Source organism: Acidovorax bellezanensis (assembly GCF_025421555.1).
Lineage (GTDB): Bacteria > Pseudomonadota > Gammaproteobacteria > Burkholderiales > Burkholderiaceae_C > Comamonas > Comamonas bellezanensis.
Genome location: NZ_JAODYH010000006.1, coordinates 65,740 through 84,453 on the forward strand (window position 1 = coordinate 65,740; position 18,714 = coordinate 84,453).

An 18,714-nucleotide genomic window follows, 5' to 3' on the forward strand; every position below is an offset into this window, starting at 1 on the left:
GAATGACGCCCATGAACGATTCCATTGCGCCTCCGATAGCCCCATCTGCAGTATCTGCTTGTCTTGCCTCGGAGCTTGCGGCAGGGCCGCGGTTGTGGGCTTTCGTGCCCTGCGCCGGCGTGGGCGCGCGGGCGATCGCCGCGGGCCAGCAGCCCGATCTGCCCAAGCAATACCAGAGCGTGGCCGGCCGGCCGCTGGTGCTGCACACGCTGGCGGCGCTGGCCGGCGTGGCGCGGCTGTCGGGCACGCTGGTGGGAGTGAGCGCGGGCGACCGCTTTTTCCAGACCTTGCCGGGTGCCTGGCAGGTCGCGGCCTGCGGCGGAGCGACGCGCGCCGACACCGTGCTCGGCGGCCTGGACGCATTGACGGCCCAGGGCGCGCAGGAGTTCGACTGGGTGCTGGTGCACGACGCGGCGCGCTGCCTGCTCACGCCGGCCATGGTCGACCGCCTGATCGACGCCTGCCTGGATGATCCCGTGGGCGGCCTGCTGGCCCAGCCGCTGGCCGATACTCTCAAGTCGGCCGCCGTGGTGGAAGGCGTGGCGCGTGTCGCCGCAACGCTGCCGCGCAGCGACAAATGGCTGGCCCAGACGCCGCAGATGTTCCGCCTCGGGCCTTTGCGGCTGGCGCTGCAGGCCATGGGCGCGGCTGCCACCGACGAAGCCAGCGCCATCGAGGCCCAGGGCCTGCAGCCGCGCCTGGTCGTGGGCGGCGCGCAGAATTTCAAGGTCACTTATCCCGAGGACTTTGCGCTTGCCGCGGCCGTGATCGAGTCGCGCGAGCGCGAGCGCATCGGATAATCGGCTTTTCAAGTGCTTTGCGGAGTCGAGTCAACCATGTCTATTCAATTTCGTATCGGTGAAGGCTGGGATGTGCATGCCCTGGTGCCCGGCCGCAAGCTGGTGATCGGTGGCGTGGAAGTGCCCCACAGCATGGGCTTGCTGGGGCATTCGGATGCCGACGTGCTGCTGCACGCCATCACCGATGCGCTGCTGGGCGGCGCGGCGCTGGGCGATATCGGACGGCATTTTCCGGATACCGATGCGCAGTTCAAGGGTGCCGATTCCGTGCAGTTGCTGGTCGAGGCCGCGCGGCGCGTGCGCGCCACGGGCCTGGAAATCGGCAACATCGACAGCACGGTGATTGCCCAGGCGCCCAAGCTCGCGCCGCATATTCCCGCCATGTGCGCGCGCATCGCGCAGGCGCTGGGGCTGGATGCCGACCAGGTCAATGTCAAGGCCAAGACGGCCGAGAAAATGGGCCCGGTCGGTCAGCTCCAGGCCATGGAGGCCCGGGCGGTGGTGCTGCTGTTCAAGCCCGCTGCGGTGCGCGCGGAGGCAGCTGGCGCTTGATCTGCGGACGCTGCAGGCGTTGCTCCGGGTCCTTGCCGTCGGGCAGGCTGGTGGCGCGCTGCAGTTGGATGTGGGCGGCCAGTCCGCCCGACGATGCGTTCGACAGGGCGAACACGCCGCCCATGCGCTGCACCGCCTTGTCCACGATGGACAGGCCCAGGCCTGCGCCGGCTGCGGCCGTGCGCGCTGAATCGCCGCGGAAGAAGGGCTGGGTCAGGCGGGCCAGCTGCTCGGGCGGTACGCCGCGGCCATGGTCGCGGATGCGTATCACCACCCAATGCTCGCGGTCCTTGGCCGAGACTTCGACCTGGGTGGTGTCGGTGTCCGGGCTCTTGCCGTAACGCCGCGCGTTCTCCAGCAGATTCGAGATCACGCGCGCCAGCTCCACTTCGTCGGCCAGCACGTACAGGCCTTCGGGCACGTTCATGCTGATCTGCAGTTCGCGGTGGTCCTGCACCGCATAGACGCAGGACGACACCACGGCATGCAGGTTGACGGTGGTCAGCGTGACATGGTCGGGGCGCGCGTAGTCGAGGAACTTGTCGATGGTCGCGTCGAGCTGAACGATGTCGGCGACCATGTGGTCGCGCGCCACGTCGTCGGCCACGCTCATTTCGGTTTCCAGCCGCAGCCGCGCCAGCGGAGTGCGCAGATCGTGCGAAATACCAGCCAGCATCACCGCCCGGTCCTGCTCCAGCTTGGAGAGTTTCTGGGCCATGCGGTTGAAGCCGATATTGACTTCGCGGATCTCGCTGGTCACGGCCTCCTCATCCAGCCGGCTGGCGTCGAAATCGCCATCGCGCACGCGATTGGCCGCATAGCTCAGCTGCTTGAGCGGCTGGTTGATGAGGCGGGCAATCACGGCCGCGCCGGCCAGCGACAAGGCCCCGGCCGTGATCAGCCAGACCAGCCAGGTACGCCCTCCTGCCGGACTGAAGCGCGAGCGGTCCATCAACAGCCAGTTGGGGTCGCCATTGATGGTGAAACCCACCCACAGGCCGGCCTCGCCATTGACGCTGCGCGCCACGATGGTGCCCGGCCCTAGACGCGCCGTGAGTTCCGCGTTGAGCCGCGTGCCCAGCGCGCCTTGCTCCAGCAACTCGAACTTGTCGTTCGGCTCGCGCGGCAGGATGCGCACGCCTTCCTGGTCGGCCATGGTCTTGATCAGCGACACGCGCGCAATCCCGTCGGCGTGGACCAGGGCGGCGCGGCTCAAGTTGACCAGCGAGGCCACCTGCTGCGCTGTATGCAAGGTGCGCGGCTCGAATTCGAAGGCGCGCAGGGTTTGCAGCCAGGCCAGGATGGAGCCGATCAGCAGCAGCGCCAGCAGACAGAAAGTGCGCCAGAACAGGTTCAGGTTCAGGCGCGACCGCGCACCGCTGCGCGTGGTCGGATAGTCCAGGGGCGCCGGACTGGTGGCGTCAGGCGCTGGGGCAGAGGAAACGTTCATCGAGAAAATAGCGCCAGGCGGCAGCAGCGGTGGAAGGTCCGGGCCAGAGTGAAAATCTTAGCCATTGCCGTCCGGCACGAAGACATAGCCCACCCCCCAGACCGTCTGGATGTAGCGCGGGGCGGCCGGGTCTTCCTCGATCAGCTTGCGCAGACGCGAGACCTGCACATCAAGGCTGCGGTCGAAAGGCTCGAATTCGCGACCGCGTGCCAGCAAGGCCAGCTTTTCGCGCGACAGCGGCTGGCGCGGATGGCGCACCAAGGCCTTGAGCATGGCGAACTCGCCCGTGGTCAGCGGCAGCTCTTCGCCATTCTTCTGCAGCACGCGCGTGCCCAGGTCGAAGCTGAAAGGGCCGAAGCTGACGATTTCGTTGTCGCCCGAAGGTGCGCCCGGCGCTTCCTGCGGTGGTCGGCGGCGCAGCACGGCGTGGATGCGTGCCAGCAGTTCGCGTGGGTTGAAGGGCTTGCCCAGGTAGTCATCGGCGCCCACTTCGAGGCCTACGATGCGGTCTACATCCTCGCCCTTGGCGGTGAGCATGATGATGGGCGTGCGGTCGTTGGCCGCGCGCAGGCGCCGGCAGATCGACAAGCCGTCTTCGCCAGGCATCATCAAGTCCAGCACGATCAGGTCGACGGTTTCACGCAGCAAAATGCGGTTGAGCGCCTTGCCGTCTTCGGCGATCATGATCTCGAAGCCTTCCTGCGTGAGGTAGCGGCGCAGCAGATCACGGATACGCGCGTCATCATCGACGACCAAAATCTTGTCGGTGCGGTTGGTCTGTGTGGCCATTTTTGGTCCTCGGTCCTATTTGTAACAGAGCCCATTCTGACCATCTTGAAGCCAAAAATACGGCTTTGGGGTCAAACTTTGACTAAATGTTACAAGTGTTGCCGTGCCGCCGAGGTCGTATCCTCTTGGCTTACAGAAGCTGACGATGTCGGATGCTAAGGTAGGCCGCAGGCCTGCAGCCATACGGCGGCGGGTATTTCCCCCATCAGGAGAACGCATGAAGAAATTGTCCCAATGGATTGTGGTCGGCGCGCTGTGCGCCGGGGCTTCCGTGGCCGGAGCGCAAACGACGCCGCCGCTGCTCAATGTGCTCCAGCTGTCCAGCACGGGGACCGTGGAAGTGACCCAGGACCTGCTGGTAATGACCCTGGCCGCCACGCGCGAAGGCAGCGATGCGGCCAGCGTGCAGTCGCAGCTGCAGAAGGTGCTGGACCAGGCCTTGACCACCGCCAAGCGGCAGGCCCAGCCCGGGCAGCTGGACGTGCGCACGGGCAGCTTCGGCATCTACCCGCGCAACAACAAGGACGGCAAGGTGACCGGCTGGCAGGGCCGGGCCGAGTTGATCCTGCAGGGGCGTGACTTTGACCGCATCACGCGCACGGTTGCGCAAATCGACGGCATGCCGGTGAGCCAGACCGGCTTCGGCCTGTCGCGCGAAGCCCGCGAAAAAGTCGAAGGCCAGGCCCAGTCCGAGGCCATAGGCCGCTTCCAGTCCAAGGCCAAGGAACTCGCTCAGGCCTTCGGCTTTGCGCAATACACCGTGCGCGAAGTCTCGGTGAACAGCAACGACATGGCTTTTGCCCCGCGCATGAGCATGATGGCCAAGGGCATGAGTGCCGACGCCGCGGCTGCGCCCATCCCCGTCGAGGCCGGCAAGGCACAGGTGGTGGTGAATGTCTCGGGTTCGGTGCAGATGGTGAAATAGCCCCCACGCTTGCTCGCTTCGCGTAGCCGCTGCCCCCCAGGGGGCCGTCCGCCGCCTTGGGGCGGCCCGGCGGCGGCGGGTGTGGTCCTTTCGGACGCTCTGAGGTGTTTACCGATGCCCTCCGCAGGGCACGCGCTGCCGATGCCATAAAGAAGCTATCCCGTCCCACCCCTTGTGGATGCGCCTGGCGCGCACAGGGCGCGGGCTGGCCGGAGTGCCGAAGGACACGGAGGCTTCGTGATCTGACTCGCCGCGGTTGTTCGAGCGTAGCGCCGTAGGCGCGAAGCGAGTTCCGCGGTGCAGCCCGTGACCGAGCACGACAGGTTGCCCGGAGCGAAGCGCAGGGACGCAGGAAGCAGGGGCGCATTCTTTTGCTTCGTTTTCTTGTGCGAGCAAGAAAATGAAGTCGGCTGCCGGGCCGAGACCCGGCCCCTGCCCGCGGCAACGGCATGCCGCCTAAAGCAGGCAACAGGCGCAAGCCTACTGCGCCGCCCAGCCCCCATCCATATTCCAGGCCACTCCGCGCACATTGGCCGCCGCAGGCGAGCAGAAGAACACCGCCAGGCCGCCGAGCTCTTCGGGCGTGGTGAACTGCAGCGAAGGTTCTTTTTCGGACAGCAAGCGGCGCGTGGCCTCCGCGACGCTGATGCCTTGTTCGGCGGCCTTGGCGTCGACCTGTTTTTGCACCAGGGGCGTGAGCACCCAGCCGGGACAGATGGCGTTGCAGGTGATGCCGGTGGTGGCGTTTTCCAGTGCGCAGACCTTGGTCAGTCCGACCAGGCCGTGCTTGGCCGCGACATAGGCCGACTTCTGCGCCGAGCCGACGAGGCCGTGCACCGACGCGACGTTGATGATCCGGCCCCAGCCCTTGCCGCCATCGGCCGCCTGCATGGCCGGCAACACCAGACGCGTGGTGTGAAAGGCGCTCGACAGGTTGATGGCCAGGATGGCGTCCCAGCGTTCGGGCGCAAAGTCCTCGATGGGCGCAACGTGCTGAATGCCGGCGTTGTTCACCAGAATGTCGATCTGGCCGAAATTGCGCACGCTGTAGTCGATCATGTCCTCGATGTCGGCCACCCGCGCCATGTCGGCACCGTGATAGGCGACCTTGGCGCCGGTCGCGTGGCCCGCGGCCTGGACTTCGGCGCGCGGCCCGTCGACATCTCCAAAACCGTTGAGCACGATATTCGCGCCCTGTTGAGCGAGGGCCTTGGCGATGCCCAGGCCGATGCCGCTGGTGGAACCAGTGACAAGAGCAGTTTTGCCTTTCAGCATGGAAGGTCTCCGAATGAATTACGATGCTAGCGAGCATTATCGAACCGTGCTCTTGGATTGTGCCCCCATGAATCAACCTACGCTGAACTACGTACTGTGCCCTGGTGCCGCAGCCGCGCCCCAGGGCGCGGGGGCCACGGCGAGCCCATTGCAGGCTTTGCCCGAGGCCGGCGCGCACCGCATGGCCTATTGGGAGTGGAATGCCACCGGCAACCCCCACCACCCGCATGCCCTCATCTGTGTGCACGGCCTGTCGCGCCAGTCGCGAGATTTCGATGTGCTGGCCCAGGCGCTGAGCCGCCACATGCGCGTGATCTGCCCCGATGTCGTCGGGCGTGGCCACAGCGACTGGCTGGCCAACCCCATGGAATACGGCCTGCCGCGCTATGCGAGCGACATGCTGGCCCTGGTTGCGCAACTGCATGCCGCCAGCCCGCTGACCACCCTGGACTGGGTGGGTACAAGCATGGGCGGCCTGATCGGCATGATGCTCGCCGGCCAGGAGAAACAGGCTTTGCCCGTGCCTATCCGGCGCCTGGTACTCAACGACGTAGGCCCCAGCATCCAGTGGCAGGCCTTGCAGCGCATTGGCGAATACCTGGGCCAGCCCCTGGTCTTCGCTTCGCTGCAGCAGGCGGCCGACGCGCTGCGCCTGATTTCCACCGGCTTCGGGCCGCACACCGACCAGCAGTGGCTGGACTTGACCGCGCCCATGCTCAAGCCGCGCCTGGAAGGCGGGCTGGAATTGCATTACGACCCACGCATCGCCACGCCGTTTCGCGCGATGACGCCCGAGATGGCGCAGGCGGGCGAGGCCTGGATGTGGGCGGTCTATGACCGCATACAGGCGCAGACCTTGCTGATTCGCGGTGCGCAGTCCGACCTGTTGACGCCCGAGACCGCGCTGGCCATGGCCGAACGCGGCCCACGGGCCCGCTGCGTGACCCTGCCTGGCATAGGACACGCGCCCACCCTGGTTGCCGCCGATCAGGTGGCGCTGGTGAAGGAATTCCTGTTGTCGGCCAGTACCGCGGTCCGGGCCACGGCTGAAGCGGCTCTGGTCGACGGAGCCTGCCCATGAAAAGCGCTACGACCATTGCGCCGTCGCCTGACGCGGCAGCTCCGCGCCTGGGCGCCGAAGTGGTTCCGCCGCTGATCCAGGCCACGGCCATGACCTTGCCCGACCAGGTGGACGCACTGGTGCGCGCGCGCGCGTTTGCCGAGCCCCTGCTGGCCAGCGAAACCATGGCCACCGGGGAAAACACCTTGCTGCACGCGGATGCGGTGGCGGCGATTCTCAAAGGCATTGGCGGCTCCGAAACCATGCAGGCCGCCTGCTATCTGGTCTACGCGAGCTTTCACCTGAACCGCCCGCAGGAAGTGATTTCAAAGGCATTCGGCGAGAATTTCGCCACCTTGGCCGTGGAAACCACCAAGCTGATGCGCGTGCAGCAGCAGGCGCGCGACGCGGAAGCCTCGACCCAGCATGTGGACGACGCGGCGGCGCAGACCGAAACCGTGCGCAAGATGCTGCTGGGCTTTTCGCGCGACCTGCGCGTGGTGCTGCTGCGCCTGGCGTCGCGCCTGCAGACCCTGCGCTTTTACGCGGCCAGCAAGCGGCCGGTCTCGCCCAGCATTGCACGCGAAGCCCTGAATGTGTTCGCTCCTCTGGCCAACCGCCTGGGCATCTGGCAGATCAAGTGGGAGCTCGAAGACCTGGCCTTCCGTTTTCTCGAGCCCGATACCTACCGTGAAATCGCCCGCTGCCTGGACGAAAAGCGCGCCGAGCGCGAAGTCTTCATGGAGCAGCTGCGCAGCCGCCTGGAAAGCGATCTGCGCGCGCACAGCATCAGCGCCACCGTGCAGGGCCGGCCCAAGCATATCTACAGCATCGTCAAGAAGATGCGCGGCAAGTCGCTCAACTTCGATCAGGTGTTCGACATCCGCGCACTGCGCGTGGTGGTGCCCACGCTCAAGGATTGCTACGCGGCCCTGTCCTGGGTGCACGAGCAGTTCACGCCGATAGAGGCCGAGTTCGACGACTACATCGCCCGCCCCAAGGCCAACGGCTACCAGTCGCTGCACACCGTGGTGCGCGATGAAAACGGCCGGGCCATCGAGATCCAGATCCGCACCCAGGCCATGCACGACCATGCCGAGCATGGCGTGGCCGCGCACTGGGCCTATAAGGAAGCGGGCGCCAAAGGCTATGCGGGCGTATCGGCCAGCAGCGAGTACGACGCCAAGATCGCGGTGCTGCGCCAACTGCTGGCCTGGGGCAGCGACCTCGCGGGCACGCCCGCGCATCGCGGCCTGTTCGAAGACCGCATTTTTGTGCTCACCCCCGACGCGGCCGTGATCGAGCTGCCACAGGGTGCGACGCCCGTGGACTTCGCCTACGCCGTGCACACCAGCCTGGGCCACCGCTGCCGCGGCGCGCGCGTGGACGGCGCCATGGTGCCGCTGAACACGCCGCTGCAAAACGGCCAGACGGTGGAAATCACCACCGTCAAGGAAGGCCGGCCTTCGCGCGACTGGCTCAATGCCGATCTGGGCTACCTCAACAGCCACCGCGCGCGCGCCAAGGTGCGCGCCTGGTTCAACGCCCAGGCCACCCACGAAACCGTGGCGCGCGGGCGCGAATCGGTGGAAAAGCTGCTGCAGCGCGAAGGCAAGACGGCGATCAAGCTCGAGGACCTCGCGGGACAGCTGGGCTTCAAATCGGCCGATGCCTTGTTCGAAGTGGTCGGCAAGGACGAGTATTCGCTGCGCAATATCGAGGCCGTGCTGCGCCCGCCCGAGCCCGAAGGGGTGGAGGAGCCGTTCTCGCCGGTGCGCAAGGCGCGTGGCAGTGAAGCCGGGCCCAAGGGCGGGGTGCTGGTGGTCGGCGTGGATTCGCTGATGACGCAATTGGCCAAGTGCTGCAAGCCCGCGCCGCCCGACGACATCCGCGGCTTTGTGACGCGCGGCAAGGGCGTCAGCGTGCACCGCTGCGACTGCTCCAACTTCCGTGAAATGGCCGCGCGCAACAGCGAGCGTGTCATCGACGTGGCCTGGGGAACGCCCAAGGCCGCCGTGGGCGCCGCGGTCTATCCGGTGGACGTGGCCGTCGAAGCCGCGGACCGCCAAGGCCTGCTGCGCGACATCTCCGATGTCTTCGCCCGCGAGAAAACCAATGTGATCGGCGTGCAGACCCAGTCCGTCAAGGGCACGGCTTGGATGACCTTCACCGTGGAAGTGGCCGATTCCGGTCGGCTGAGCAAGGTGCTGGGCATCGTGGCGAGCGTGACGGGAGTGCGGTCGGCTCGGCGGAGGTAGCTGGGCTCCCCCTGAGCGGCTGACGCCGCTTCGGGGGACGGCAGCCTTGCTGCGGGGCTGCCCTTGCTCGGGAGCGCCGAGAAATAATCTGCGCTGTTTGCAAAAAAGAGGCCGGGTTGGGGAAAACGCCATTTTCCCAATGCTATACTTGTGGAATCGAACAGGTAGACGCAGGCGCGTAGCTCAGCTGGTTAGAGCACCACCTTGACATGGTGGGGGTCGTTGGTTCGAGTCCAATCGCGCCTACCAAATTCAGCAAGTCTTGACCAGAGGCTTGCAAAGGAAAATCCCGCTGAAAAGCGGGATTTTTTTTGCCCGGAAAAAGCGGTTTTCCATCCAGGCCAAAAAAAACAGGGCCTCGCGGGCCCTGTTCTTGTTTCCGCGAAAGCGCTTACATGCGCTGGGGCAAGGCGGTCACGATTTCGGGGAAGAACCACAGCATGACCAGCGCAAACACCATCAGCAGGAAGTAAGGCGCGCAGACTCTGGCGATATAGGTGATCTGCTTGCCTGTCATGCTTTGCAGCACGAACAGGTTGAAGCCCACCGGCGGAGTGATCTGCGCGGTTTCCACGGTGATCACCAGGAAGATGCCGAACCACAGCGGATCGATGCCAGCCGCGTGGATGATGGGCAGCACCACGCTCATGGTCAGCACGATGGTGGAAATGCCATCGAGGAAGCAGCCGATCAGGATGTAGAAGATGCCCAGCACGATGATCAGCATGCCCGGCGACAGGTTGAGGCTGCCGACAAACTCCGCCAACTGGCGTGGCAGGCCGATGTAGCCCATGGACAGGGTCATGAAGGCCGCGCCCGCCAGGATCAGGGCGATCATGCAGTACAGGCGCGTGGCGCCAAACAGCGAGGCCTTGAAGTTTTTCCAGCTCAGCGCGCCTTGCGATGCCGACAGCACCAGCGAGCCCGCGACGCCGATGGAGGCGGCTTCGGTGGCGGTGGCAATGCCCGAGTAGATGCTGGCGATCACGCTGGCGATCAGCAGCACCACGGGAATCAGGTGGCGGGCTTCGTAGACCTTCTGGCGAAAGCTCAGCTGGACATCGGCCTTGGGCACCTTCTCGGGGTTGAGCAAGGCCCAGACCATGATCCAGCCGCTGAACAGGGCGGCCAGCAGCAGGCCGGGCACCACGCCTGCCATGAACAGCTTGGAGATCGACAGCTCGGCCGACACCCCATAGACGATCAGGATGATGGAGGGTGGAATCAGCAAGCCCAGGGTGGCGGGGCCGCCCAGGGAGCCAATGATCTGGTCCTCGGGGTAGCCGCGTCGGCGCAACTCGGGAATATTCATCTTGCCCACGGTGGCGCAGGTGGCGGCGGACGAGCCGGACACCGAGGCAAAAATGGTGCAGCCGATGACGTTGGTGTGCAGCAGGCGGCCGGGCAGGGCGTTGACCCAGGGAGCGAGGCCGCGGAACATGCTTTCCGACAGATTGGTGCGGTAGAGAATTTCACCCATCCAGACAAACAGCGGCAGGGCCGTGAGGGTCCAGCTGCTCGATGAGCCCCAGATGGTCACGGCCATGGCGTCGCCGGCCGAGCGGGCGGTGAAGAATTCCATGCCGAACAAGGCCACGCCGGCCAGCGTCAGGCCGACCCAGACGCCACCGCCGAGCAAGGCGAGCAAAACGACAATCAGCGCAACGCTGGCAAAAATTTCATTCATGGGGAGTGCCCTCGGTGACGCGGGGTTTGCGTTGGCCCATCAGCTCCAGCACCAACTCATCGCAAAAGGCGATGAAGAACACCAGCGTGCCCAGGCCCATCAGCAGTTGGGGAATCCACAGGGGCGTGGCGTCTATGCCCACGGAGATGTCTTCAATCTCCCAGGACTGCCAGACCATGCGTGTGGAGTAGAACGCCAGAAAGCCCGACAACAGCGTGGCGATCGCCAGGGCGGTGACTTCCATGGCCTTGAGGGCCTTGCCTTTGAGCATGCCCAGGACCAGGGTGACGCGAATGTGTTCGCCGTGTTTGAGGGTGCTGGCCAGGGCCATGAAGCCGGCGCCGGCCATGGCGTAGCCCGCATAGGCGTCGGTGCCGGGGGCGGAAAATCCAAACTGGCGGCTGATGACGGTGGCCAGCACCATCACCAGCACGCCAACCATGGAAATTCCGGCCAACCAGGCGCTGGCGGAATATAAGGAGTCGAGCAATCTGCGCATCCGATTGGTCCTTGGGGGGCGAGCGAGTCAGCCGCCCTCATGCGAGGGAAATGAAAATCCCCGGACCGCGCGCAAGGCGCTGTCCGGGCAGGGGGGGGCGCAGGATTACTTGGCGGCCTTGAAAGTGTCGAGCACGGACTTGCCGTCAGCGCCGGCTTTGTCGGTCCATTCGCTGACCACGGTGGCACCCACCTTGGCCAGGTCGGCCTTGAGCTGGGCCGACGGTTCTTCGATCTGCATGCCGCCGGCCTTCATGGTGGCGATGGAGCGGGCATCGACGTCGCGGGATTCTTTCCAGCCACGCGTTTCCGCGGCGGCCGCCGCCTTGAGCACGGCTTCCTGCTGGGTCTTGTCCAGTGCATTGAAGGCCTTCTTGCTGACCACCACGGCATTCTTGGGAATCCAGGCCTGCACGTTGTAGTAGTACTTGAGGTTCTCGTACAGCTTGTTGTCGGCGCCCGTGGCGCTGGAAGTGATCAGACCTTCGATCACGCCGGTGGCCAGGGCCTGGGACAGTTCGGCTTCCTGGATGGTGACGGGTTGCGCGCCGACCAGCTCGCCAATGCGGGCGGTGGTGGGCGAGTACACGCGCCATTTCATGCCCTTGAGGTCGGCAATGGAGTTGATCGGCTTCTTGGTGTAGATGCCTTGCGGTGGCCATGCCACGGCATACAGCAGTACCTGGCCTTGTTTGTCCAGCAGCTTTTGCAGCTGCGGCTTCTGGGCCTGGTAGAGCTTGAAGGCTTCGTCGTAGCTGCTGGCCAGGAAGGGCAGGCCATCGACGCCGAAGATGGGTGCTTCGTTCTGGAAGCTGACCATGAAGAACTCGCCCATTTGCGCGTTGCCGGTTTGCACGGCGCGCTTGATTTCCGGCATCTTGAACAGCGATGCGCCAAAATGTGGCGTGATCTTCAGCTTGCTCTGCGTGGCGGCATCCACATCCTTGACGAACAGCTCGTTGTTCTTGGAGTGGAAATTGAACGCCGGATAGGCTGTGGCAAAGTCCCACTTGGTTTGTGCCGCGGCAGCGCCTGCAAACCCGATACTGGCCGCAAGGGTGGCGGTGGCACAAAAAATTCGACGCTTCATGGGTGGTTCCTGACAAAGGTGAATGGAATATCTGCATCCCGGTGCGGTACGGGGCTGGCAGGCCGTGTTGCTCATGCAGGCAATTTGCGTGCCAAAAGTAACACTTATTACCTTTTTGACTTATTGGTGTTTTCAACAATGCCAAGCATTTGTAGGTGGTGTAGCTTCTGATTGTTGGCTGTTCAATTTGGAATTGTTCAATCAAATTTGGTGCATCGTTCTATCTGCTTTTCTCCACCTTGGTGCACGGCAAGCCCGCCCTTGAAGGCCTGGGAAAGACTGCGGCGCAGCCGCCCCGGCGCCGAGGGTCAGACAGAACATGGCCAAAATACGTGGAAGATCCGGCCGTTTTTCATTTGGCATGGTGAAAAACTGCTATAGTTGCGGCTTCGAAAGATTTAGGCGCGTAGCTCAGCTGGTTAGAGCACCACCTTGACATGGTGGGGGTCGTTGGTTCGAGTCCAATCGCGCCTACCAAATTTCTAGAAAAATCCGAGTGATCGGATTTTGTTTTTTCAGGGTTGATGCAGACCGAAGTCTGCACCGCCCAAGCCGACCCAGGCGCGTAGCTCAGCTGGTTAGAGCACCACCTTGACATGGTGGGGGTCGTTGGTTCGAGTCCAATCGCGCCTACCAATTAACCATTGGTTAAAAAGCCTTTCAGATCAACGATCTGGAAGGCTTTTTTGTTTTCCGCACGCGGTCGCTCAGCTCCTCGCTGCGCGCCAGTGCTTGAACAGCGCGCCGATCCGGGTGCCCCAATCCGCCGGCCGGGCGGGTGCCACCGGCATGACCGCCGGGCTCCAGCGTATCCGGGCCTGCGTGCCCATGGCCGTGACCTGTATCCAAAGCACGCCCGGGGCACGCCAGCTTTGGCCCGCCTGCAGTCGCAGCGACTGCCCGGGCAGCGCGTAGTCCCCGGCCAGCGCCGAGGTGCTCAGATGCAAGGTGCCGCTGGCACAGAATATTTCGTCGCCCGCGGCAAGTACACGGGTCAGGGTCTGGCCGCTGGCCAGTTGCGCATGGGAGGGGATAGGGGCGGTCATGGGAGGCCTGGCTATGCTGCTGTTTCGTTCCGCCAAGCGTAGGCCCAGCGCTGTATGCGCAACAGGCACAGCAGGGCGATTGGGGCAGCACAGCAGCGCGGATTTTTCCGCATCTGTTCCGGTGGATTTACGGTCCATCTGTATCTGTTGTGAAACAGCAGACGCAGGCATGATGCGGGGCCGGTCCTTTTTTCGGGATGTCCCATGTTGCTGCCCTTGCCCACCGATGTGTCACTGCCGCTGTACCAGCGGATCGCCGCCGATTACGCCCGTGCGATGGCCATAGGGGCATTGCAGGTCGGGGAGCGCATGCCTTCGGTGCGTGAAGTGATGCGCCGCCACCAGGTCAGCCTGTCCACCGCCTTGCAGATGCTGCGGCATCTGGAGGCCGCGGGCCACCTGGAAGCCCGCCAGCGTGTGGGCTACTTCGTGCGCCATGCCCAGGGCAGCGCCCTGGCGCCGAACAGCGAACCGGATCTGAGCCAGCCTGTGCAGGGCAGCGATCAGGCGCATTTTGTCGGCATCAACGAACATATCTCGCTGCTGCTGGAGCAGGGGCGTCAGGCCGATGTGCACACCGATATCGGCGGCTGCACGCCGCCCGCGGGGCTGTTCGACCACCACTATCTGAACAAGGTCGTGGCCAAGCTGCTGCGTGAGCAGCCGACCCTGCTGGTGCAAGGGCGTTCGCTGCTGGCCAACCAGGGCAACCACCCCGACTTCCAGCAGGCCATGGCAAGGCGGGCGCTGGCCAGCGGCATCCGCGTGGCCCCGGCCGATGTGCTGGCCACCACGGGCAATTCCGAAGCAGTGGCCTTGGCGCTGGCGGCCGTGGCCTCGCCCGGCGACCTGGTCGCGGTGGAATCGCCGACCTATTACGGGCTGCTGCAGGTCGTGGAGTCGCTGCAGCTGCAGACGCTGGAAATTCCCTGCAGCCCGCGCACGGGCATGTCGATCGAGGCGCTGGAACTGGCGTTCCAGACCCAGCCGCGCCTCAAGGCCGTGGTGGTCGTGCCCGAGCTGCAGATGCCGCTGGGCGCGCGCATGCCCGACGCCCACAAGGCACGCCTGGTGGCGCTGTGCACGGCCCATGGCGCGGCCTTGATCGAAGACGATTCCTATGGGCTGTTTGTCGAAACCGAGCAGCCCGTCAAGCCCCTCAAGGCCTGGGACAACGCTTCGGGCCATGTGATTTATTGCCAGGCCTTCAACAAAAGCCTGGCCCCCGGGCTGCGCCAGGGCTGGATGAATGGCGGCCGCTGGCACGGCCGGGTGCAGATGCTCAAATTTGCCCAGAGCCGCAATACGCAGACGCTGGGCCAGTTGGTGGTGGCCGAGGTGCTGGGCTCCGCCGTGCACCAGCGCAGCCTGGCGAAACTCAAGCAGCAGCTGCGCGATCAGCGCGAAGGCATGGCCCGGCTGGTGGCGCGCTTTTTCCCCCTGGGCACGCGCCTGAGCCTGCCCCCGGGAGGCTTGTGCCTGTGGGTGGAGTTGCCCGATGGGTTCTCGAGCGCGGCGCTGTTCGCCGAGGCCCTGGCGCAGGGCATCCGCATTGCCCCGGGCAGCATGTTTTCGAACTCCGGGCGCTACGAGCACTGCCTGCGGCTGGCCTGCACCCACCCCGTGAGTCCGGCGATGGAGCAGGCCTGCCGCACGCTGGGCGCCATGGCTTGTCGGCAGCTGGGGCAGGCCGCGCGCGGCTGAGCGCGGCCTGAATGGGCTTACTGCGGCCGCTGGCGCGCGGGCACGCGCTGCTCCAGTGGCGCGGGTTGGTAGCTGGCATCAAAGCTGCAGCCCTGGCCGAACGTCGGCTCGAAGCCGCTGCAGGCCGTGGTGATGCCGGCGGGCGTGGGCTTGCTGCCCTGGTCTATCCAGCGCAGCAGCGCGGACATCAGCGTGGGGTAGGTCGGGTCGCTGATGTAGCTGTGCGTGCCTTTGCGGGTGAAGGTCTGCACCAGACGATCCGCACTGCCGCCTTGCTGCATCACGCGCAGGTAACGGGCGTCCAGCTCGACGAAGGCTGTGGGGTCGCTGATCCACTTGGCGGAGAGCACGGGCACGGGGATCTTGCCGACCGGGTCGGTGTCCTCGGCAAAGCGCGCATAGGCGGCGGGATCGGCGCGGTAGCGCAGCACGCCGGCATTCAAGGCCGCGTCATCGGCCGAGCCGGAGTAGACCGCGCCGGTATTGCCGAACGGGCTGGCGCCGCCGGTGCGTTGGGCACTGATGTCCTGGAAGTGCAGGGTGGCCCAGTGCAGGTGCGACGCAATGGCGCTTTCCGGAATCCGGATCACGCCCGCCAGCGTGCGGATTTTCGCCTGCTGCGCGGGCGTGCGCTGCGCGGCGGGCTTGTCCAGCGCCAGGCATTCGTTGGCGCGCGCTGTCACGTCGGCGTTCTTCATGCTGGCCTTGGCTGGCAGGCCCAGGTTGAGAGCGTACTGGGCTTCGTTCGGGCGCGGATGGTTGCCGCACAGGTACTGGTAGACCACGCGCAGATCGGTGCGGAAATCGTAGGCATGGGTGCCGCCGCCGAGCACGCCGCTGGTCAGCAGCACGCCGTCATACGGGCGCTCGCCCACGCTGTCCTGCGTGAACATTTCCGCGCCCTTGGCCGCCACCCCCGCGCCCCATGACTGGCCGTGCAGGATGGTGCGGCGGGGCTGGGCCACATGGTCGCGGAAGATGCCGCGCAGGCGCTCCGTGTCTTGCGCCGCGGCACGCACGGCCACGCCGCCTTGGCGAAAGCTCGAGCCTGCCCAGGCATAGCCGGCCTTGACCATGATGGCCCAGCGGGTGAGGTCTTCTTCCACGCGCGCGGCGCTGGGCGCGGCGAGGCTGGGGCCGCCGTGGGCGTGCAGCACCAGCACGCCGTTCCAGTCGGCGGGTCGGGCGATGAGGTAGTAGGCGCCCATGGCGTCCTTGCCGGCAAGGCATGTGGCGCTGCCGGGCACCGCCGCCGGACAGGCGGTGGGCGCGGGCGCTGCTTCCTGGGAGGTGGACGGGCCGTGCAATCCGGCCGAGCCGCCGGCGCAGCCGGAAAGCGCCAGCAAGGCGAGAAGAGAGATGCCGTGGGGGCGCAGAGGCAGGCGCATGGGTTGTCTCCTGTGTGGCGGGGCCGCCAGGGAGTCTATCGGCAAGCCCGCGCGGGCAGGAAATTGGGCCGCAGGGACCGGTTTGCAACGCAAAAGTTCCAGCGCTTTTTTATGCCTTTAATCCTCTATTCAAAGTGAGGACAAGGTGCTACAACCACTGCATACGGCAAGCGAATGCCTTGCAACCTTGCGGCACTGTTCGCCTTTGAGTGTCGCCACGGGAGGTCATATGGATGTCCTGAGCAACTCTGCTGCACGTTACGTTCGCCTGCGCGAAGAGGAAATGTCTGTCGACGAATACCTCGCACTGTGTCTGCGCGATCCCATGGCCTACGAGAGCGCTGCCCAGCGCATGCTGGTCGCCATGGGAGAGCCGGAAATAGTGGATACGCGCAGCGACCCGCGTCTGTCGCGACTGTTTGCCAACAAGGTCATCCGCCGTTACCCCGCCTTCGCCGAGTTCTACGGCATGGAGGACTCCATCGAGCAGGTGGTGAGCTTTTTCCGCCATGCAGCCCAGGGACTGGAGGAGCGCAAGCAGATCCTGTACCTGCTGGGCCCGGTGGGCGGCGGTAAAAGCTCGATCGCCGAACGCTTGAAGTACCTGATGCAGAAAGTGCCGTTCTACGCGCTCAAGGGCTCGCCGGTGAACGAGTCGCCGCTGGGTCTGTTCGATGCCGTGGAAGATGGGCCGGTGCTGGAAGAGCAGTTCGGCATTCCGCGGCGCTGTCTGCAGCATGTGCTTTCGCCCTGGGCCGTCAAGCGGCTGGAAGAGCTCGGCGGCGATATCCGCCAGTTCCGCGTCGTCAAGCGCTACCCCAGCATCCTGCGCCAGATCGCCGTCGCCAAGACCGAGCCGGGCGACGAGAACAACCAGGACATCTCCAGTCTGGTGGGCAAGGTGGACATCCGCAAGCTGGAGAACTTCGCCCAGGATGACACCGATGCCTACAGCTATTCCGGCGGCTTGTGCCTGGCCAATCAGGGCCTGCTGGAATTCGTCGAAATGTTCAAGGCCCCGATCAAGGTGCTGCACCCACTGCTCACCGCCACGCAGGAGAGCAATTACAAGGGCACGGAAGGCTTTGGCGCCATCCCCTTCGATGGCATCGTGCTGGCGCACAGCAATGAAAGCGAGTGGAAGGCCTTTCGCAACAATCGCAACAACGAGGCCTTCCTGGACCGCATCTACATCGTCAAAGTGCCGTATTGCCTGCGCGTCTCCGAAGAGGTGAAGATCTACGCAAAGCTGATCCGCGAATCGGCGCTGGCCAATGCCGTGTGCGCGCCCGGCACGCTCAAGATGATGGCCCAGTTCTCGGTGCTCACGCGCCTGATGGAGCCGGAGAACTCCAGCATCTTCAGCAAGATGCAGGTCTATGACGGCGAAAGCCTCAAGGACACGGACCCGCGTGCCAAGAGCTACCAGGAGTACCGCGATTTCGCGGGCGTGGACGAGGGCATGTCGGGCATCTCCACGCGCTTTGCCTTCAAGATCCTGTCGAAGGTCTTCAACTACGACAGCACCGAGATTGCGGCCAACCCGGTCCATCTGATGTATGTGCTGGAGCAGCAGATCGAGCGCGAGCAGTTCTCGGCCGAGCTGGAGACCAAGTACACCGGCTACATCAAGGAATACCTGTCGCCGCATTACGCCGAGTTCATCGGCAAGGAAATCCAGACCGCTTACCTGGAGAGCTACAGCGAGTACGGCCAGAACATCTTTGACCGCTACGTCACCTACGCCGACTACTGGATCCAGGACAACGAGTACCGCGACAACGACACCGGCGAGGCCTTCGACCGGGCTGCACTCAATGCCGAGCTGGAGAAGATCGAAAAGCCCGCGGGCGTCGCCAACCCCAAGGATTTTCGCAACGAAATCGTCAACTTCGTGCTGCGCGCGCGCGCCAACAACCAGGGCAAGAACCCGGCCTGGACCAGTTACGAGAAGCTGCGCCTGGTGATCGAGAAGAAGATGTTTTCCAACACCGAGGAGTTGCTGCCCGTCATCAGCTTCAACGCCAAGGCCAGTGCCGAGGATGCGCGCAAGCACGAGGATTTCGTCGTCCGCATGGAGTCCAAAGGCTATACGCCCAAGCAGGTGCGCCTGCTGTGCGAGTGGTACCTGCGCGTGCGCAAGAGCAGCTGAGAGCCGCGCCGGCATTCAGCACGGCGGACCATGCATGGGG

At 64.8% G+C, this 18,714-nt stretch carries 16 protein-coding genes and 3 tRNA genes; 11 read left to right on the forward strand and 8 right to left on the reverse strand.

Annotated features, from left to right (window positions below):
* Positions 1–11: 11 nt before the first annotated feature.
* Entirely contained in the window at positions 12–800 is a 789-nt protein-coding gene (locus tag N0K08_RS13755; protein WP_261500961.1) for an IspD/TarI family cytidylyltransferase, read from the forward strand.
* Between the two features lie 36 nt (positions 801–836).
* Positions 837–1,352, forward strand: a complete 516-nt coding sequence (gene ispF / locus N0K08_RS13760; protein WP_261500962.1) for a 2-C-methyl-D-erythritol 2,4-cyclodiphosphate synthase — start codon at positions 837–839, stop codon at positions 1,350–1,352.
* Here ispF and N0K08_RS13765 read toward each other — a convergent pair.
* Both N0K08_RS13765 and ompR read right to left on the reverse strand, forming a co-directional pair.
* A complete protein-coding gene (locus tag N0K08_RS13765) occupies positions 1,312–2,802 on the reverse strand; it encodes a sensor histidine kinase (protein ID WP_261500963.1) in 1,491 nt (496 codons plus the stop codon). The genes ispF and N0K08_RS13765 overlap by 41 nt on opposite strands.
* 57 nt (positions 2,803–2,859) lie before the next feature.
* Positions 2,860–3,591 (reverse strand): osmolarity response regulator transcription factor OmpR, encoded by a 732-nt coding sequence (ompR, locus tag N0K08_RS13770; RefSeq protein WP_261500964.1) that lies wholly within the window; start codon positions 3,589–3,591, stop codon positions 2,860–2,862.
* A 217-nt stretch (positions 3,592–3,808) separates the two neighbouring features.
* On the opposite strand from ompR, the gene N0K08_RS13775 reads away from it, so the two are divergent.
* Positions 3,809–4,516, forward strand: a complete 708-nt coding sequence (locus tag N0K08_RS13775; RefSeq protein ID WP_261500965.1) for an SIMPL domain-containing protein — start codon at positions 3,809–3,811, stop codon at positions 4,514–4,516.
* A gap of 480 nt (positions 4,517–4,996) precedes the next feature.
* Here the strand turns inward: N0K08_RS13775 and N0K08_RS13780 are convergent, their stop codons facing one another.
* Complete coding sequence (locus N0K08_RS13780) at positions 4,997–5,791, reverse strand: 3-hydroxybutyrate dehydrogenase (protein ID WP_261500966.1); 795 nt, start codon at positions 5,789–5,791, stop codon at positions 4,997–4,999.
* A gap of 67 nt (positions 5,792–5,858) precedes the next feature.
* Between N0K08_RS13780 and N0K08_RS13785 the strand changes: the two genes are divergently transcribed.
* The 3 genes from N0K08_RS13785 (at position 5,859) to N0K08_RS13795 (ending at position 9,358) form a co-directional block, all read left to right on the forward strand.
* The gene (locus N0K08_RS13785) at positions 5,859–6,872 is read left to right on the forward strand and encodes an alpha/beta fold hydrolase (RefSeq protein ID WP_261500967.1); all 1,014 of its coding nucleotides are present in this window, start codon (positions 5,859–5,861) and stop codon (positions 6,870–6,872) included.
* Positions 6,869–9,109 carry a RelA/SpoT family protein gene (locus N0K08_RS13790; RefSeq protein ID WP_261500968.1) on the forward strand — a complete coding sequence of 747 codons (2,241 nt, stop codon included), beginning with the start codon at positions 6,869–6,871 and terminating at the stop codon, positions 9,107–9,109. Before N0K08_RS13785 ends, N0K08_RS13790 begins: the two co-directional genes overlap by 4 nt.
* A 172-nt stretch (positions 9,110–9,281) precedes the next feature.
* Positions 9,282–9,358, forward strand: a tRNA-Val gene (locus N0K08_RS13795).
* Positions 9,359–9,500: 142 nt separating this feature from the next.
* On the opposite strand, the gene N0K08_RS13800 is transcribed toward N0K08_RS13795, so the two are convergent.
* From N0K08_RS13800 to N0K08_RS13810, 3 genes are all read right to left on the reverse strand, one after another.
* Positions 9,501–10,796, reverse strand: a complete 1,296-nt coding sequence (locus N0K08_RS13800) for a TRAP transporter large permease (RefSeq protein WP_261500969.1) — start codon at positions 10,794–10,796, stop codon at positions 9,501–9,503.
* Positions 10,789–11,295, reverse strand: coding sequence for a TRAP transporter small permease (locus N0K08_RS13805; protein ID WP_261500970.1), 507 nt, complete (start codon positions 11,293–11,295; stop codon positions 10,789–10,791). The genes N0K08_RS13800 and N0K08_RS13805 overlap by 8 nt, the downstream gene beginning before the upstream one ends.
* Before the next feature lie 105 nt (positions 11,296–11,400).
* Complete coding sequence (locus N0K08_RS13810) at positions 11,401–12,384, reverse strand: TRAP transporter substrate-binding protein (RefSeq protein ID WP_261500971.1); 984 nt, start codon at positions 12,382–12,384, stop codon at positions 11,401–11,403.
* 22 nt (positions 12,385–12,406) lie between these two features.
* Here N0K08_RS13810 and N0K08_RS13815 point away from each other — a divergent pair, with 22 nt between their 5' ends.
* From N0K08_RS13815 to N0K08_RS13825, 3 genes are all read left to right on the forward strand, one after another.
* A complete protein-coding gene (locus N0K08_RS13815; RefSeq protein WP_261500972.1) occupies positions 12,407–12,649 on the forward strand; it encodes a hypothetical protein in 243 nt (80 codons plus the stop codon).
* 135 nt (positions 12,650–12,784) lie between these two features.
* Positions 12,785–12,861, forward strand: a tRNA-Val gene (locus N0K08_RS13820).
* Between the two features lie 82 nt (positions 12,862–12,943).
* Positions 12,944–13,020: transfer RNA gene (locus N0K08_RS13825), tRNA-Val, on the forward strand.
* Positions 13,021–13,091: 71 nt separating this feature from the next.
* Here the strand turns inward: N0K08_RS13825 and N0K08_RS13830 are convergent.
* Positions 13,092–13,430, reverse strand: a complete 339-nt coding sequence (locus N0K08_RS13830; protein ID WP_261500973.1) for a DUF2917 domain-containing protein — start codon at positions 13,428–13,430, stop codon at positions 13,092–13,094.
* Between the two features lie 204 nt (positions 13,431–13,634).
* Here N0K08_RS13830 and N0K08_RS13835 point away from each other — a divergent pair, with 204 nt between their 5' ends.
* Entirely contained in the window at positions 13,635–15,134 is a 1,500-nt protein-coding gene (locus N0K08_RS13835; protein WP_261500974.1) for an aminotransferase-like domain-containing protein, read from the forward strand.
* Positions 15,135–15,151: 17 nt separating this feature from the next.
* Here N0K08_RS13835 and N0K08_RS13840 read toward each other — a convergent pair whose 3' ends face one another.
* Complete coding sequence (locus N0K08_RS13840; protein ID WP_261500975.1) at positions 15,152–16,522, reverse strand: hypothetical protein; 1,371 nt, start codon at positions 16,520–16,522, stop codon at positions 15,152–15,154.
* Positions 16,523–16,751: 229 nt separating this feature from the next.
* Between N0K08_RS13840 and N0K08_RS13845 the strand changes: the two genes are divergently transcribed.
* Positions 16,752–18,674 (forward strand): PrkA family serine protein kinase, encoded by a 1,923-nt coding sequence (locus tag N0K08_RS13845; protein WP_261500976.1) that lies wholly within the window; start codon positions 16,752–16,754, stop codon positions 18,672–18,674.
* Positions 18,675–18,714 lie beyond the last annotated feature (40 nt).

Coding starts and splice junctions, on each gene's coding strand:
- N0K08_RS13800 (WP_261500969.1), bottom strand. CDS start 10,796: ATGAATGAAATTTTTGCCAGCGTTGCGCTGATTGTCGTTTTGCTCGCC.
- N0K08_RS13790 (WP_261500968.1), top strand. CDS start 6,869: ATGAAAAGCGCTACGACCATTGCGCCGTCGCCTGACGCGGCAGCTCCG.
- N0K08_RS13780 (WP_261500966.1), bottom strand. CDS start 5,791: ATGCTGAAAGGCAAAACTGCTCTTGTCACTGGTTCCACCAGCGGCATC.
- N0K08_RS13805 (WP_261500970.1), bottom strand. CDS start 11,295: ATGCGCAGATTGCTCGACTCCTTATATTCCGCCAGCGCCTGGTTGGCC.
- N0K08_RS13815 (WP_261500972.1), top strand. CDS start 12,407: ATGGAATATCTGCATCCCGGTGCGGTACGGGGCTGGCAGGCCGTGTTG.
- ompR (WP_261500964.1), bottom strand. CDS start 3,591: ATGGCCACACAGACCAACCGCACCGACAAGATTTTGGTCGTCGATGAT.
- N0K08_RS13840 (WP_261500975.1), bottom strand. CDS start 16,522: ATGCGCCTGCCTCTGCGCCCCCACGGCATCTCTCTTCTCGCCTTGCTG.
- N0K08_RS13765 (WP_261500963.1), bottom strand. CDS start 2,802: ATGAACGTTTCCTCTGCCCCAGCGCCTGACGCCACCAGTCCGGCGCCC.
- ispF (WP_261500962.1), top strand. CDS start 837: ATGTCTATTCAATTTCGTATCGGTGAAGGCTGGGATGTGCATGCCCTG.
- N0K08_RS13810 (WP_261500971.1), bottom strand. CDS start 12,384: ATGAAGCGTCGAATTTTTTGTGCCACCGCCACCCTTGCGGCCAGTATC.
- N0K08_RS13775 (WP_261500965.1), top strand. CDS start 3,809: ATGAAGAAATTGTCCCAATGGATTGTGGTCGGCGCGCTGTGCGCCGGG.
- N0K08_RS13845 (WP_261500976.1), top strand. CDS start 16,752: ATGGATGTCCTGAGCAACTCTGCTGCACGTTACGTTCGCCTGCGCGAA.
- N0K08_RS13830 (WP_261500973.1), bottom strand. CDS start 13,430: ATGACCGCCCCTATCCCCTCCCATGCGCAACTGGCCAGCGGCCAGACC.
- N0K08_RS13835 (WP_261500974.1), top strand. CDS start 13,635: ATGTTGCTGCCCTTGCCCACCGATGTGTCACTGCCGCTGTACCAGCGG.
- N0K08_RS13755 (WP_261500961.1), top strand. CDS start 12: ATGAACGATTCCATTGCGCCTCCGATAGCCCCATCTGCAGTATCTGCT.
- N0K08_RS13785 (WP_261500967.1), top strand. CDS start 5,859: ATGAATCAACCTACGCTGAACTACGTACTGTGCCCTGGTGCCGCAGCC.